This is a genomic window from Thauera humireducens (genome assembly GCF_001051995.2).
Lineage (GTDB): Bacteria > Pseudomonadota > Gammaproteobacteria > Burkholderiales > Rhodocyclaceae > Thauera > Thauera humireducens.
In genome coordinates this window covers 309670-325476 of record NZ_CP014646.1, presented here as the reverse complement: position 1 = coordinate 325476, position 15807 = coordinate 309670, and the positions used below count along the sequence as shown (strand labels likewise).

Here is a 15807-nt window from a genome sequence, read left to right as displayed (position 1 = left end):
ATCACCACGCGGATGAAGTGCGGCGGCCGGGGCGCGGGCGTCGAGGACGGACCGTTGCCGGTTGGCGGCGGGTCCGAAACGAAGGCTTCGGCCCCGCCCTTGTCAGCTGCTCACGACAATGCGCAGATGCTGCTTGCGCCCCACCGACAGGCGCCACTCCCGCCCCTCAACAGGCAAGGTGATATCCGCCTCCCCGACCTGCTCACCATTCAGGCGCAGGCCGCCGCCAACGGCCAGGCGCCGCGCTGAACTCCGGGATGAGGTCAGTCCGCCCTGCACCGCCAGCTCTGCAAGCGTCACGCCGTCCCTGACGCGGCCGAGTTCGATGCAAAGCGTCGCCAAGCCCTCGTCACTTTCGCCGCCACCGAATACGCCCGTCGCCGTCCTCGCCGCCGCCTTGGCGGCTGCCTCACCGTGTGCGAGCCGCGTCACTTCGGAAGCGAGAAGGATCTTCGCCTCATTGAGCTCCGCGCCCTGCAGGCTCCCCAGGCGTCGAACCTCATCCATCGGAAGCTCCGTGAATAGCGCCAGGAAACGCGCCACATCCCGGTCATCCACGTTGCGCCAGAACTGCCAGAAGTCGAACGGAGCCAGGCGGTCTGGGTTGAGCCAGACCGCGCCCCCGGCGGACTTTCCCATCTTCCGCCCGTCGGCAGTGACCAACAGCGGCATCGTCAAGCCGTAGAGCTGGCGTCCGCCCTGGCGCCGCGACAACTCCACGCCGTTGATGATGTTCGCCCATTGGTCAGCACCTCCGATCTGCAAGGTGCAATCGTGGCGCTCGGCCAGCTCGGTGAAATCGAAGGCCTGGAGCAAGGTGTAGCCGAACTCCTGAAAGCTGAGCGAGTGCTCGAGGCGTGCTCTCACGGCATCGAAGCTCAACAACCGATTGACGCTGAAATGGCGCCCCACCCGGCCAAGGAACTCGAGGTAGCCCAGCCCGTCGAGCCAGTCCGCGTTATTGACAACGATAGCGCCGTGCGGGCCCTCACTCACATCGAGGTAGCGCGCGAAGGTACTGCTGATACCGCGGATGTTCGCCGCAATGGTCGCCTCATCGAGCATGGGACGACTCGCGTCGCGAAAGCTCGGGTCACCGATCCGGGTCGTGGCACCACCGACGAGCAGTATCGGCCGATGCCCTGCACGCTGCAGCCAGCGCATGAGCATCAGGCCCTGGAGGTGGCCAACGTGCAGGCTGTCGGCGGTGGCATCGAAACCGATGTAGGCGCTTCGCACACCTTCCGCAAGCGTCTTGCGCAGGCCGTCGGGGTCCGTACATTGGTGAATGAATCCGCGCACTTCCAGCGTGTGGAAGATGTCGGAAAGCTCGTGGGGCATTGCAGTCTCCTGGAAAAGAGGGGCCAAAAATGCCCGAGGAGACCGCCAATCAGCTCAACCAGTCCGCCTCGGGCGGACTGGGGCGCGCGCGACCCTACCGCCGTGATGAGCGGTAGGCGTAATAGCTGACGAAAGTGGCTTTTGTGCGGCGCATGGCGCGATGTTAGCAAACAAGTGCTGCGCTGCGGCGATCTAGACTGGATTGCATGAAGCGTCGCGCCGTGTGGGCCGCAGGCCGCCCTGCGACGAGGGTCACTCAAAGAACCCACAGAACTTTAGCGGCTAGAATCTCCCGCAGCGCTCAGCAAGCCCAGCCTCAAGGACACCGACCATGAACCCGATCGTCCGCATCCAACCCCGCAGCGCCGACCTCGGCGACGGCATGCTCGTGCGCCGTACGCTCCCCAATCGCCAGCAGCGGATGATCGGCGCCTGGTGCTTCCTCGACCACGCCGGCCCGGTGGACTTCGACCCTGGCAAAGGCATGCATGTCGGCGCGCACCCGCACATCGGCCTGCAGACCTTCACCTGGCTGATCGAGGGCGAGGTCCTGCACCGCGACAGCCTGGGCAACGAGCAGATCATCCGCCCCGGCCAGGTCAATCTGATGACCGCTGGACATGGCATCGCCCACACCGAGGATTCGCTGCGCGACGGCGATCGGCTGCACGCGGCACAACTGTGGATCGCCCTGCCGCCGGAACACAAGGATTGCCCGCCCGCCTTCGATCACTACGCCGAACTCCCGCGCTGGCGCGAAGGCAGCGCAGAACTGACCCTGCTCGCCGGCCGCTACGGTGAGCGAACCGCAGCGGCGCGCATCCACTCCCCGCTGGTCGGCATCGACATCGCCTGCGACAGCCCGAGCGAACTCACGCTCCAACTGGATCCCGGTTTCGAGTACGGCCTGATGCCCCTCGTGGGCGACGCAACGATCGACGGCGAAACCATCCGCGCCGACGAGCTCGCCTACCTCGGCAAGGGACACAGCGAACTGCAGCTTTCGCTACCCGCAGGCGCTCGGGTGTTGTTCCTGGGAGGCGAGCCGTTCGAGGCGCCAGTGCTGATGTGGTGGAACTTCGTCGGCTTCAGCAAGGCAGACATCGCGCAGGCACAGACGGAGTGGGAACAAGGAGCCGCCCGATTCGGAACGATCGGCGACGGCCAGGCACCGCGATTGGTTGGCCCGCCCCTGCCGTGGCGAAACGGCGACTGACCGCTCTCGGGCTCAGCTGCGACCACGAGACCGCCGATCTCGACGGGCACTCGACCTCTGCCGCCGCTCAAAAATTGGGCAGCGCTCGAATCAGGCTTGGCCTCAACGACTTGACCGAGCTATCCACAAGCACACCCACAACCCTGTCCCCATCGGCTGGGGACAAGCTCGCGTCCACCCTTGTCCTGCTTGATGGTGATGTTGCCGATGGTGATCAGTGCGTCGCTCGACCTCAGAACGAGGGAGCTACGGGGCCGCAAGGACTCGCCGCAGCTTGACCTGACGTGAACCGCTGTGGGAGCCTTGGTGCCGATCGTCGGTCACCCGGCTGTCACCCGTACGTCACCCTGAAACTGAGCAAGGATGACTGATCAGATAGAACGAACCTGAAGCACAAAAGAAAAAAGCCCGACGAATCAGGCTTTTATCTTAGGGTATCTGGTGGCGGACGGTTGACCAAGTGCTGACTAGCCTCCCGAGCTTATGCGCACTTCTGCGGGCGTGAGCGGGGGCAATCAGGTTTGCGCTTCAGCCGCTCGACTTCGGCGTGGAAGGCCGGGGTCAGGTCCGCGATCAAGGATTCGATGTCGCGCACCTGATGTTGAACCGTCAGCACCGCGATGCCGTGCGGCACGAGGTCGTAGATCACGAAGTGCTGCCGCGCTGGAATCATCAAAAACGGCGCCGAACGGTACTGCCGCAAGCGGCCCTTCTCCGGGTTGGCGGCAGCAACGCCCATGACCGCGTAAAGATCGGTGAGGTACTGGTCGGCAACGTCGTCGCCCCATTCACGGCGCGACCGCGTGTGGATGCGGCGCAAATCCAGCGCAGCATTCCGGGTCAGCAGGAACGTGGCGGGTGATGGCACGTCATTTCCAGCCATCGGCTTCCTTGCGGTCGAGCACCGCCATGTCGGCCTTGAAGTCGCCGCTGGACGCAAAGACGCTGCCTGCCGCCAAGTCTCGGTACCCGGCAAGGATGGCCTCCTGCACAAACTGGCCGTCACGCCGTTCCATGTCGCGGCGGATCAGGTCGCGCACGTATTCGCTGGGCGTTTCGTAAAGCCCCGCTTCGCCGACCATTCGATCCACGAATTCAGCCAGGGGTTGCGACAGGCGGGCATTGATGCGTTCAGACATAGGAACCATCCAGGAGCGATCAGATGGCAGCATTGTCGACTATGGCGTCATTTGTCGCAACTATTGCGCACACAGAAGACAAATGCCAGTGCTGGCACGTAATTTCGCTCATTTCGCCCCGAGGAATCACGGGCAAGCCGTTGTCACGGAACAAATTTCGCTGATTTCGCCAAGTTCGCGCTCCTCCTCGATGCGATACCCCATCGCCCGGTAGCCCCGTTGCCGCTTATCCCACATCCGCAGCAAGACCGGATGGCCGGTGTCCACGAAATCAATGATTCGCACATCGGTCTTGCTGGCGTGCTCCCGGTGTAGACGCCCAGCGTACTGTTGCAGCGTGCCCTTCCACGAGACGGGCATCGCAAGCACCAAGGTATCCAAAGGCGGGTGGTCGAAGCCCTCGCCGACCAGCTTGCCGGTGGACAGGAGAACGCGCGGTGCATCGGGCGGCAGCGCATCGAGGTCTGCCACCAGCGCCGCTCGCTGCTTCCTGGACATTCGACCATGCAACACGAAAGGCACCGGTTCCAGCCCATCGAGGGTCGCTTTGATCGCATCCAGGTGTTCCGTGCGTTCGGTCAGCACCAGTACCTTGCGTCCCTGCCCGACGGCACCACGCACCTCGGCGGCGATGGTTTCCGTTCTAACCTGGTCATTGACGAGATGCCGAAACACGTCCTGAATGCCTGCATCGGTGGGCAGGTCGATACGCGTGAAGCGTGAACGCGGCAGCACTTCCAGATCGTGAGGCGCACCAGCCGGCTTTGCAGCCGTGTATCGGATCGGCCCGCACTGCATGAAGATGATCGGCTGCTGCCCGTCGCGGCGGATCGGGGTCGCCGTCAGGCCCAACACGTACTTCGCCTTCGCCCGCTTGAGAATCGCGTCGAACGAGACAGCGCCGACGTGGTGGCATTCGTCGACGATCACGTGGCCGTAGTCCTCGACCAGCGGGTTCACCTCGCCTTGGCGGGATAAGGACTGCATCACGGCGATGTCGATCCTCCCAGTGGGTTTGGCCTTGCCGCCGCCGATGGTGCCGACCACGCCTTTGGCGACCCCCAGAAAGGCTTGCAGGCGCTCCTGCCACTGCTTGAGCAGTTCGGTGCGATGCACCAGCACCAAGGTGTTGACGCCCCGCCGGGCGATCATCGCAGCCGCCGTCACTGTTTTTCCGAAGGCGGTCGGTGCGCACAACACCCCGGCATCGTGGGGAAGCATTCCAGCGATGGCGGCTTCCTGATCGATACGCAGATTGCCGACGAACGAAACATCCAGCGGCTGGCCGGCGAAGCGTTCGTCTTGCAGGTCAGATGTAATCCCGTTCTCTCGCAACAGGGACAGTGCAGCATCCTGGCAGCCGCGCGGCAGGGCGATGTGTTGTGGGTAGCTCTCGGCACAGCCAATGACGCGCGGCTTGTCCCACACCGACATCCTCATCGCCTGCGCCTTGTAGAACTCGGGATTCTGGAACGCTGCCAGTCGGATCAGCCGGTTGGCCAGCGCCTGCGGCAGTTGGGACTTTTCGAAGTAGATCAGGTTGGCCAGGGTCACCGTCAACGAGCGGGGCATGGTCCCCGCCACCTTCTTCGACGCCGTGCCCCCGCTTTTCCACGGCGTGGCCAGATCTTCGTCATCGATGAAGGTGACGTCCAGCGGATGGACGCCACCCGTGGCCCGCAGCATGGTCGGCTCGATGTCGTGTGCGGCCATCGGCTGGATGGACGCCAGGAATGCCCATTGGTCCGGATAGGGGCGCAACTCGGCATCAACGAACACGCTGTAGCCCTTTTCCCTCGGCCCCTTCTGCAACGGCAAGGCGATCAGATTGCCGAATCCTCCCTTGGGCATCGTGTCCTGGTTCGGGAAAAGCCGGTCGTAGGACGTGAGCCGGAGCTGCCGCGTGCGCGCGCAGGTGTGGCTGATGATGGCCGTGCCCAAACGCCGCGCATCACGTGCCGGCACCCGACTGGCGAAGAACACCCAGGCATGGGCACCCTGACCGGAGCGCGAAATCTCCAGAGCGGCGGGCACGCCGAGTTCGCCACAGGACTGCAGGAATGCGCAGGCATCGTCCCGCCAATCGGCTTCATCGAAGTCAACCGCGAGAAAGTAGCAAGTGTCGTCCTCCAGAAGCGGGTACACCCCGACCGTGTGCCCACCGGCCAGATGGTCGTAAACCACGGCGTCAGACAGCGGGATCAGCAGGCGGTTGCTGCAGTCGCCACACTTGATGCGCGGCTTCTCGCAGACACCGGCGCGCCACTCGTTGGCACAGGCCGGGGCGTAACCGGCCTTGCCTGTGGTTTTGCTCTCCCAGCGAATCGGATAGACATCGGTTCGGCCCCGAAAAAGGCGGCGGAACAGTGCGACCTTCTCGGCGGTGGACAGCCGGGAGGATTCTTGCTCCCGGGCCACCCAGGTGATCGGCTGCGGTAACCGCCACTCGATGCCTTGCGCTTCGAGCAGCGCGATCAGGCGGGCGTTCTCGGCACGCAGAGCCGCCAACTCATCGGTCATGCCAAGGCGACATCTTGAGGGGCCACGTCGGCTGCGTCGCACCCATTCGCCAACGACGAATCCCGTCGGACGAACAGCGCATCGAGACTGCCGCACGGCGGCAACAGCAGCCGCTTGTCCTTCAGGCAGAACGGCAGCACCCAAAGCCGCAGTCCAGACGATTTCGGAAACTCGAACACTGGCAGCGCCTTGTTCAAGACATCCGTCTTCGGGTAGATCAACACCACGTCCCCTTGGCCGTCGAGGTAGTTCTGGCCATAGGCGTGGAGTTGGTAGAAGTCGCCCTGATCCAAGCCGTATTTGTCTGAACCCGTGGCCTGCGAGCCATCGATCAGCTTCCACTTGGTGTCCAGCACCAAACGATTCGCCTTCGATGCCTGCACCAACAGATCGGGTTTCAGGCGGAACCAGTTCTGTTCGATGTGCCTGACCAAGGACAGGCTGCGGGCCTGCGTGCGCAGCGTAAAGCCTCCCTCAAGTTGCCGTGCAAGGTGCTTGGCGACAAAGGCCTCGAACACCGCCTCCATCGGAAACAGCAGGGACGGCGCATGGTGCCCTCCCGCCCCGGTGAGCGGCGATTCATCCTCCAGGATCAACCTCGACCAAGCCAACGCCCCCTCGTAATGCGCCATGCCCCGATCCAAGCGTACTCGCTGAAAGTCCGTGGCGGGGTGTTCCGATGCCGGCACGTCGGCAAACACGAAGCACAGCTCGCGTGCCAGTTGCTGGTTGGCCTGCGAGGCTGTCCATGCGAGCACTCGTTTGAGCGCCGCGTGCAGCAAACGGTTCTCCGGTCGGTTGGGCGAGAACTCGTCGAACTCGGCAAAGAATCGGTCGCGCCGACACAGGTTGTGTCGCAGGTGTGCTGCCATTTGCAGCTTACCGCGCAGGGCAAACAGGTTGTCTTGCTGCGCCCTGTAATCGCTGCGCAGGCCGCGTTTGACGAGATGCTCCACGGCGCGCAGGAATTCAGCGATGAACACTTCCAGCAAGGGCATGCGGGTAGCGAACAGCTTGGCGCTGTCGGTCTGGATGTGGCGAAATCCGCCCAGGCAGCGCAGCATTTCGATCAGCAACTGCCGCGCCTCAACGTCGCCACCGCCAATGGCTTTGCCGACTTTTGGCAGCACCTCGATCTGATAGCCATCCGGTGCCCGTATCACTCCTACGAAATTGGTCACCTGTACGGCGCGTCGCCCGCGTCGCTGGGTCAAGCGCAGCCAGGGCGTTTCACCCACCTCGGCCAGGCGCAGCGCCTGCGCTTCCAGCCAGGCAAACACCTGCGGCGGCACCGTGCGCAGCCCCACGCCATCGGTGACACCGGCGGCGGCAGCCACCAGTGCATCGAATTCGTAGATCGGGTTGTGCGCCATTGGCCCCCCTCACGCCAAGGGCTGGTAGATGCCGAGGTAGGCAGCAGGGTTGGCGAACGCCGAGGCCTGGAGTTGATGGCGGCGCTGGGTGGTGTAGCTGTCGAGCCCGTGGTCGTCGCCAAACAGATCATTCAATGCCTGCTCGTGGGAATCGCTCTCGGTGATGAACTGGGCCGCATCGGGCTTTTGGTTGTCGCCCAGCACCAGTCGAATCTTGCGCCAGTCCTCGAAGAAGTATTCCTCCAACAGGGGCATCACGCGATTGCGAAAGGTGTCGGACAAGGCCTCGAACCGCTGCGCGCCATCCGTCGTGCTCCACAGGTGGGTGAAGTAGGCGTGGCCGATGCAGTGATCGCGGTCGTACAGGGCCTCGATACGTTCGTTGATGCGTTTCAGCAACCTGCGCACGTCGATCTCGCCCGCGTCCGTGGTCACCACCAAGCCGGCCAGCGGCGCACTGTGCGGCTCATCGGGCACTTTCACAGCGCGCGTGTCGGGCAGCAGTGGCACAAAATCGAAGCGGCGGCGCAGCGCCGTATCCAGCAAGGCCAGTGAACGATCCGCCGTATTCATCGTGCCGATGATGTCTACGTTGGCAGGTACCGAAAACTTATCGCCCGAGTAGGCCAGGGTCAATTCAATAGGTGGCTTGCTGCCGTCCAGCGGATCGCGCTTGTCAGGTTCAATTAGGGTGATCAGCTCCCCGAAAATCTTGCTGATATTGCCCCGGTTGATTTCGTCGATGACCATCGCAAAGCGCTGATCAGGCGCCTGCCGGGCCTTGCGGCAGAGTTCCTTAAACGCACCGGGACGAATTTCGTACTCCACTTCACCCGCATCAGCGTCGCCATTCAGCACGGGGCGCAAGCCCTCAACGAACTCCTCGTAGCCGTAGGATTGATGGAAGGTCACGAAGCTGTAGCGCTGAACCGTGGCCGCATCCTGCTGGCCTGCTTTGAGCTGATCGACCAAGGTGACCAAATCGGCGCACGCATCCTGCCAGTCCCCAGCGAACTGCCACACCGAGTCAACCGTCTTGTCGAACACGGCAGGGCTTAAACGCTTCTTCATTTTCACCGTGGTGGATTCATCGACGGTGTGGTTCTGCAGGGTGCGCCACAAAGTTTGTCGCACATTGCGGTTTGCACCGTTGGCGGCAGTAATGGCCCGAATGAAACGATGCTCTGCGATGTCCGCCACCTTGGCCTTGCCGCCCAGGTCATACAGCGCGGCAGCTGCACCTTCCCACCACTTCAGCACCGCCACCTTCTCGGCAATGAGCTGGGTGCGCCATTCTTCGGGGGAGATGGACGCGGCCTGCGGCTCGTAATCGCGCTTGAGCAGCTGCATCAGCGTGTAGGTTTTGCCAGTGCCGGGCGGGCCGTAGTAGATGCGGTTGAAGCAGGTCGCGGTGCGCGGATTTCCCTTAGGCAGCGTTGCACCGGGCGGCGGTACCACGCCATCGCCCAGGCTGGCCGCCTCTGTCGGCTCACCGGCCAGCGCGGCCAATTCGGCTAGATCGGTGCCGAAGAACGGCTTGAGCAAGGTGGATTCGAATTCCGGCAGATCGTGTGGCGGAACTGGCTTGAAGGTGGATCGGTAATTAGGTGTCCAACCCTTCTGACTACCCTGGTAACCGCCCTGCTTAATGTTCTGCTTCAGCACCCGATAACGGCGCTGCAGCCAGCCGTCACCCTTGTCGCAGGGCTCTGGCGCAGAGATGAACTGGCCCACCAGTGGCAGGCTGTCGTTGCCATGACACAGATAAAACAGATCGCCCACTGGCACTTCCTGAAAATCCTTGCCCTGTCTCTTGGCGGTCTCACCGTGCATCACGCCTAGATCGGCCTGCAGGTAGTGCTTGCGTTCGTCGGCAGAAAAGTCATTCAGACCATGCGAGAGCTTCCAGATTGCCAGATTTTTCTGGCTCCACGCCTCCCACACCTGCCGCCCAAACTCCAGAATGCCCTGCCCCTCGGGCCGCTTGGCCAGCGTGGCTTGCTGCAAGGTGGCCATACTCTGGCTGGCCGTGCCGCCGACGAATACCGCCAGCGACGCACGCTTGAAGACGTCCACGATCACCGGCATCTGCCGGTTCTGGTAATGGAAGGCAATCTTCCACTTGAAGGCCTCGCCCAGGTGATCGAAGGACTCGATGGCATCCAGATTGCCCTTGGCAGCCCAATCGGCTACCTGCACAACAAAACCGCGTACTTTCTCGAACGCCTCTTCCGCCGTGCTGCCCAGCGATGAATACCAGCCGTGGGTATCCGAATAGGAAAGCTTGGAGTCGGATTTCTTGCCCTCGGTGTCCTTGCGCGAGAACACGCCGAACTTGAACGACGAGCCGCCCCAGATGCTGCCCAACTCGTCCAGGCGCGATTCGATCCAGTAGGTGAAGCTGTCCTTCGACCCCGCCTGGCTGTAGTCGTCGAGGGTCATCGTGGCCAGCCGTGATGCGGGCCAGACCGACAGGAATTCATCCCACAGGGCGTATTGCTTTTGGAAGTCGCTCATCCTGGCCGCTCCTTACAGATACTTCTGCAGGATCGCCTGCTTGCGGGCGGCTGCGCCGTCGATCACCTCCTGGGCGTCTGCAATCTGCTTTTCAAGCGCCTCGATCTTGGCGATGAATTTCTTTTGATCCGCGAGGGATAGCACCGGCACCTTGATGCTTTTCATCTTCGTTGCATTGATGTTGTTGGTGCCGCCTGACTTCACCGCCAAAGAAACCATTCCCTTCCGAAAAACTTCCGAGTTCATGATGCAGCCCAGATATCTCGGCAGCGCCTTGGAAGAGTCAGGAACAATCCTCACCAAATACGAGGCGTAGCAGTATTCCCCATCCAGGTCGAACAGCCCGACCTTGCCAATATGTTCAAGACTTCCGTTGGAGCGAATGAAAAGCAGGTCGCCCTTGTTGAGCTTGTACTTGGCAAACTCTTCGGCGCTGATGTCGGCGCGCTTCATGCTGCCGTTGTCCACCATCCGGCCACGGATGATCTCGTTCATGCGGAAGATCTTGTAACCGACACCGCCCTCGTTCATGGCTTCGTTTAGGCCGTACTGAATGTCGATGGAGATTTTTTCGATTTCTGAATGTGCAGCTGAAGACCCATAAATATTGGCGACTTCCGCGTCAATGCGGGCCAAAGCATTCTCAAGTCCGTCGCGCGAGGATTGGACCTCTTCGTCAATCGACCTGCATTCAGAAACAATTTTCTTCAGTGTGGCTGGGTCAGGCTGTGGAATCTGTAGAGCCTCAAGATCCTTCGGATAAACATGAGGCTGCGCCGCACCACTTGAAGCCGCCTGAATTTCGGCTTGCCGACTTTTTAATACATGGAAGAGGTATTCCGTATGCCCATCATCTGCTCCACGCACCGTGGTGCAATCGGATGCGAAAATTGGTTCCTTCCAGAACGCCACATAGCCTGCACTGGCACCTGAGGCACTGACGGTGATCGTGTTAGCAGGGCGGTTGAAAGCATTGTGCGTGTAAGCGTGAGTCATACCACCCGCAATGACTTTATAAACGCCGGGGATAGCCTTTTTCTGGGTAATTGATGTGCCTTTTCGTATTTCAGCCACGCTACTCAATGGGGAAATTGGCCACTTGGATACGATTTTTGCGCCGCCCTTGTTCGCCAAGTTGATCTGCTTTTCGAATACGGCCCGAGAGAAATCCAGCATCTCCACCAACGGAGCGGTTCGCGCCACGTCCAGCAATGCCGACGGTATGGCCGCCAGCGTGCCGTTGAAATTCGCCGCAATGCTGTAATTCAACTTCGTTGCGTTGTCCCGATTGGTTTCGTCGTACAACGGCGTGAGGTGCCGACCGTGGGCATCCTTGATCAGCTTGATGCCCTCGTCGCCCTTGGCGGAACTCCATTCGTAGCCGAGGAACTGCTTGATGGCCTTGGTCTCTGTCGGGCTGCGAATGATCAGAACCGGGTTGGGCTGGTCGCAGGCCATCACGAAGTGGTAGAGCTTGTCGCGCTCGATGGCCTGGACGAAAGTCAGGTAGCGTTTTTCGACTTCGGCGTCCTGCTCTGCAGGCTTCAACGTCTTGAACCACTTGGCCTTGTAGAGATTGGCGACCTCGGTGCTGCTGTTGAATTTTTCGAGGTAGACCGCCTCCAGGTGCGCGGTCCATGCGCCGTTAGGGTCGCCTTTGAGCAGGGTTTTGTAGTCCTCCAGCGGCACATTGATGTGTGCCGCGTAGCGGGCGATCAGATGCTCGTCCTTGTAGATGACCTGCTTGCGCTTGCTGGCATCGCAGCCCTTGAACCATTCCGCCACGCGCTCGCGGTAGTGCGCGGCGGTGTCCGGCGCGGTCTTCTTGCGGCGCAGGAACAGAGTGACGGTGTTGGTGCCCGTTTTGCCGAAGGTGCCGCTGCCGAATTCGGCAATGGCGACGATGTCGAAATACTGGATCAGGATTTCGCGGGTGCGGATGTAGGCGCTGCCGCCGTTGGACAGGATGCTGGACGGCAGGATGATCGCGGCGACGCCGTCGGCGCGCAGCAGCTGCTTGGCACGCTCGATGAAAAAGGTTTCGATGCTGTTGGAGGTTTCGAGATCGTTGATGGTCTCGGTGAGGGTGTAGGCCTTGCGTTCTTCTTCGGGCAGCGTTTCCAGAAAGCCGCGCACGCTGTAAGGCGGGTTGGCGACCAGCAGGTCAAAACTTCCGTCCTTGATCTCCGGAAATGCCTCGTGTTGGTTGATCAGGCCGTCGCCGTAGCAGATGTTGATCCCCTGCTGGCCGTACATGAAGGCCGACACCTTGGCGACCTTGGAGAGGCGGTACTCCTTCTCGATGCCATACATGGCCTTGTGGTACGCCGCGAGGTCTGCCGCTGGCTGATGCGTTTCTACCAGGGGCTTGAGCTGCAAGGCCAGCTCTGTGAGAAAGTGGCCCGCGCCGCAGGCGTAATCGATGGCTTTGGGCGGTGTGGCGCTGCGCTGGACGAGTGAGGCCAGCGGCAGGCTCATCATGATGAAGCGGCAGATCGGCATGGGCGTGAAGAACTGCCCCTCGCTCTGCTTGACGCCCTGGTCGAGGAAGCCCTCGAACATATCGCCCAGGAACTGGTTGTGGCCATGCGGGTCGGTCAGGCGAATGTCCTGCCACATTTGCAGAATCTTCAGTAGCACCTCGGCGTTCTGGTAGAACAACTTTTCGTTGTGAACATCGATCAGCGAGAAATCGTTGTTGGTGAAAAACTTCTGCTGAATGAACAGATTCCACACCGCCCGCTGCGTGGCATCCGGGTTCTGCTTGATAAATCGAAGTGCGTTGTTGACGTCACCCTGGTTGATGTAGGTGATGTCTTCGCCGAGAAACTTGCCCATACCCGCTTGGTACAACTGCTGCAGGCGGTCCATCAGATCGAAATGGGTGTCGTAGGCCACACCCTTCCAGTAAAACTTCAGGTCGGATGGGTTTTCAATTTCATCCACCAGCTTGCAAAGAAACAGGTTGACCAGCTTGTCGAAGGCGTTTTCACGGCCCGACACGTTGTGCTGGCGCAGGATGGTGGCGAACTCGTGGTACTTCTTCTGCTGGTCGGTTGCAGAGATGGCGTGCAAATCGGCCAACGAATATTTGTCTTTGCCGATGTGATAGGGCTGAATGTTTTCTTCAAATATGCCCTTGGTTGTGTAATCGAGCTTGTAGGTGTCACGCCAGACGGCATGACGTTCTTTCACATCGGTAACTGACTTGAAGCTTTTGAACAGCGGATTGTCAGCCAGGTATTTTTCGTTGTCGCGGTGCGCAATGATGTGGCTGGTGTAGCTGACCGTGCTTGCATCCAGGTCCGAGGTATACAGGCACAGGAACTGGGTTTCGCTGATTTGCTGCGCGTAGCTGAATAATTGATCGCCGTCCTGCAGGGTTTTGTTCCAAGCACGCTTGAACTCGGTCCCGGCTGTCTTGCATTCGATGATCAGCAAGGGGCGACCATCGTTGTCCTTGATAAGGATGTCGGCGCGCCCGCCACTGGCACCGCGCCCGAGTTTCCACTTGGGCTCCAGTTCGATGTGCTCAGGTTTGTAGCCCTTTTCCAGCAGTCGGTGTACACATTCGAGCACAACGAAATTTTCGTTGGCTTCGAAGTTGCAGGTTTGCCGTTCATTGATGACTAGGCCCGCAGCTTCGGGATATGTGATTTCCTTCTTGGTGAAGTTCACCTCGAGGATGGCTGCGCCGAACAGCTTGCGATGTATCGCGCCCTTCTTTTCGAAACCGAGGGCATTGAGCAGATCCGCCAAATTGTCTTGTGTCAGCATTAGTTCTTGTCCTGTGTCTTGTTATGGTTAGCCGATCACGAGGCTGCATTTGGGGGCCCGTTGCCCGTGGTGTCATCCGCGCCGCCCGCGCGCACCCATTCATCCACCTCGGACAACTGGAATTTCCACAACCGCCCCACACGATGCGCGGGCAGGCCCTTGCGGCCGATCCAGCGGTAGATCGAATCGCGCGTGACACCCAGATGCTCGGCGATCTGATCTACGGACACCCATGGTTCAGCGGTCATAGCAGCGCTCCGGCAGCAGGGGTTCGGGTGGCATAAAGTCGGTTTCAATCGTAAAAGCTGCAATTTATCAGGTTGAAGGCCGCCAGACGATCTTTCGATGCCGTGGGCATCATCTTTTCTTGGCTTCCTGATCGTTCAGCGCGTGAATGATGGCGTCATCCACCAATCAAGGAGCCCCGCGATGAACACCAAGCCCACCGCCCTCGACGCCTACCTCGCCCGCACCGCCGCCATTCACGCCAAATTGGACCGGCTGCAGCAGCTGGCCGACGACCACTTCGGCCATGACCATGACGCCATCCACTGGGGCCACGTGGGTGACCTCGGTAGGGTCGATCAGGCGCTGGATGCCCTGCTGGCGATCTTCGACGGCCAGGCCAAGTGACGGAGGCCATCATGGAGACCCTGCTCAAACTCTCCCCGGCTCAAAGCCTGCTGCTCCGCACTGCCGCCCGCCGTCCTGATGGGCGAGTGATCCCGCCAGGCACCCTGCGTGGCGGCGCACGGGTCAAGGTGCTGACCTCACTGCTGCAGCGCGGGTGGGTTGAGCCTGCCGACGGCGGCCACGTTATGACCGACGCAGGCTACGCGGCCATCGGCCAACAGCTTCCCGTGCCGCAGGATGACGTCCAGTCCGTGGACACCATCGGTGATCTCCAGCTCCTGGAGGGCATCCCGGTTCGCCCTGGCACCAAGCTGGCCGCGCTGGTGATGGCGCTGCGCCGCCCGCAGGGGGCGACCAGCCTCCAACTGATGCTTGCCACCGGCTGGCAGCCACACACCGTGCGTGGGGCGATTTCCGGGATGCTGCGCAAGAAGCTCGGCCTGAACGTGGTGCTGGCGCACAACGACAGCGGCGAACGGGTGTACAGGGTGGTGTGATCTGCCGCCAAGGGTGTCCAGTTTCTTGAGGCCCTGCGGATACACCGGCGCGTCTGACGCATCGGACACAGCTCCACGTAACTCTCCATACGCGTGCGCGTGTGCGCGCCTCACGGAAATTTACGACAACCTGTGTCTGATGCGTCAGACGGTGCGCAAAGGCTCGTGGGCCGATTTCTGCAACCCAGCCAGCGAATCGGCTGCAAACCCGCGTCAGCATTGAGTTTTCGACCCTGGCGGTTTTCGTGCGGCCGGGGTGCAAACCTGCAAACCGGGCACGCACCCAGGTTCGCACCTTCTGCGTTGCCGCCATCCCGCACAGACCCGCAATGACTGGGCTTTCGGCCCGCTGGCCCACACAGCCAGGTGCGAACCGCAAACCCTGCAAACCTTGTTTTCTGGTCGGACGGTGGCGAAATGCTGCGCTCGCGCCCCCGCATGGCGATTCGGCCAGGAAGGACCCCTTTTGCCTGGGTGGGGTGGCGGGCGTCGCTCGCCGGCACCTGAAGATCCCTACATCCAGCGCGCAAGGTGGGTTTGGTGGAATAAGTGGGTTTACTTCCCCTTGCTCTATATAAATGCCATCTGCCAAATCGCTCGCGTAAGGATGGAAACACCCCCCTAATCCTACAAACCCACCCTTGAGCCGGGCTGCGAAGGCGAACACGAAAGGGGCTCGCGCTACGCATGCAAGCACCGAGCTCGGGCCCGATCGAGAAATAACGCGTTTTAGCGGAGGTCAGCGGAGAAGGTCGCCCATCAGCACCAATCCATTGAATACGCGACCTTTTCCT

At 61.1% G+C, this 15807-nt stretch carries 11 protein-coding genes; 3 read left to right on the top strand and 8 right to left on the bottom strand.

The features are described 5' to 3' along the window. Positions 1-102: 102 nt before the first annotated feature. Entirely contained in the window at positions 103-1341 is a 1239-nt protein-coding gene (tyrS, locus tag AC731_RS01520; protein WP_048708832.1) for a tyrosine--tRNA ligase, read from the bottom strand. 331 nt (positions 1342-1672) lie between these two features. Between tyrS and AC731_RS01515 the strand changes: the two genes are divergently transcribed. Then, complete coding sequence (locus tag AC731_RS01515; RefSeq protein ID WP_048708830.1) at positions 1673-2557, top strand: pirin family protein; 885 nt, start codon at positions 1673-1675, stop codon at positions 2555-2557. 481 nt (positions 2558-3038) lie between these two features. On the opposite strand, the gene AC731_RS01510 is transcribed toward AC731_RS01515, so the two are convergent. The 7 genes from AC731_RS01510 to AC731_RS01480 all read right to left on the bottom strand — a co-directional run bounded on the left by AC731_RS01510 (position 3039) and on the right by AC731_RS01480 (position 14131). Beyond that, a complete protein-coding gene (locus AC731_RS01510; RefSeq protein ID WP_082794220.1) occupies positions 3039-3440 on the bottom strand; it encodes a type II toxin-antitoxin system RelE/ParE family toxin in 402 nt (133 codons plus the stop codon). Continuing rightward, positions 3427-3696 carry a ribbon-helix-helix domain-containing protein gene (locus AC731_RS01505; RefSeq protein WP_048708827.1) on the bottom strand — a complete coding sequence of 90 codons (270 nt, stop codon included), beginning with the start codon at positions 3694-3696 and terminating at the stop codon, positions 3427-3429. The genes AC731_RS01510 and AC731_RS01505 overlap by 14 nt, the downstream gene beginning before the upstream one ends. Before the next feature lie 126 nt (positions 3697-3822). Continuing rightward, positions 3823-6216, bottom strand: coding sequence for a TOTE conflict system archaeo-eukaryotic primase domain-containing protein (locus tag AC731_RS01500; protein ID WP_048708825.1), 2394 nt, complete (start codon positions 6214-6216; stop codon positions 3823-3825). Beyond that, positions 6213-7589 carry an McrC family protein gene (locus tag AC731_RS01495; protein WP_048708824.1) on the bottom strand — a complete coding sequence of 459 codons (1377 nt, stop codon included), beginning with the start codon at positions 7587-7589 and terminating at the stop codon, positions 6213-6215. Before AC731_RS01495 ends, AC731_RS01500 begins: the two co-directional genes overlap by 4 nt. Positions 7590-7598: 9 nt before the next feature. Continuing rightward, the gene (locus AC731_RS01490) at positions 7599-10106 is read right to left on the bottom strand and encodes an McrB family protein (RefSeq protein WP_048708822.1); all 2508 of its coding nucleotides are present in this window, start codon (positions 10104-10106) and stop codon (positions 7599-7601) included. A 12-nt stretch (positions 10107-10118) separates the two neighbouring features. Further along, positions 10119-13883, bottom strand: a complete 3765-nt coding sequence (locus AC731_RS01485) for an N-6 DNA methylase (protein ID WP_048708821.1) — start codon at positions 13881-13883, stop codon at positions 10119-10121. Positions 13884-13918: 35 nt separating this feature from the next. Further along, entirely contained in the window at positions 13919-14131 is a 213-nt protein-coding gene (locus AC731_RS01480; protein WP_048708818.1) for a helix-turn-helix domain-containing protein, read from the bottom strand. Between the two features lie 181 nt (positions 14132-14312). Here AC731_RS01480 and AC731_RS01475 point away from each other — a divergent pair, with 181 nt between their 5' ends. Then, on the top strand, positions 14313-14516 hold the full coding sequence (locus AC731_RS01475; RefSeq protein WP_048708816.1) for a hypothetical protein: 204 nt from the start codon (positions 14313-14315) through the stop codon (positions 14514-14516). Positions 14517-14527: 11 nt separating this feature from the next. After that, complete coding sequence (locus AC731_RS01470; protein WP_048708815.1) at positions 14528-15013, top strand: DUF3489 domain-containing protein; 486 nt, start codon at positions 14528-14530, stop codon at positions 15011-15013. Positions 15014-15807: the final 794 nt, after the last annotated feature.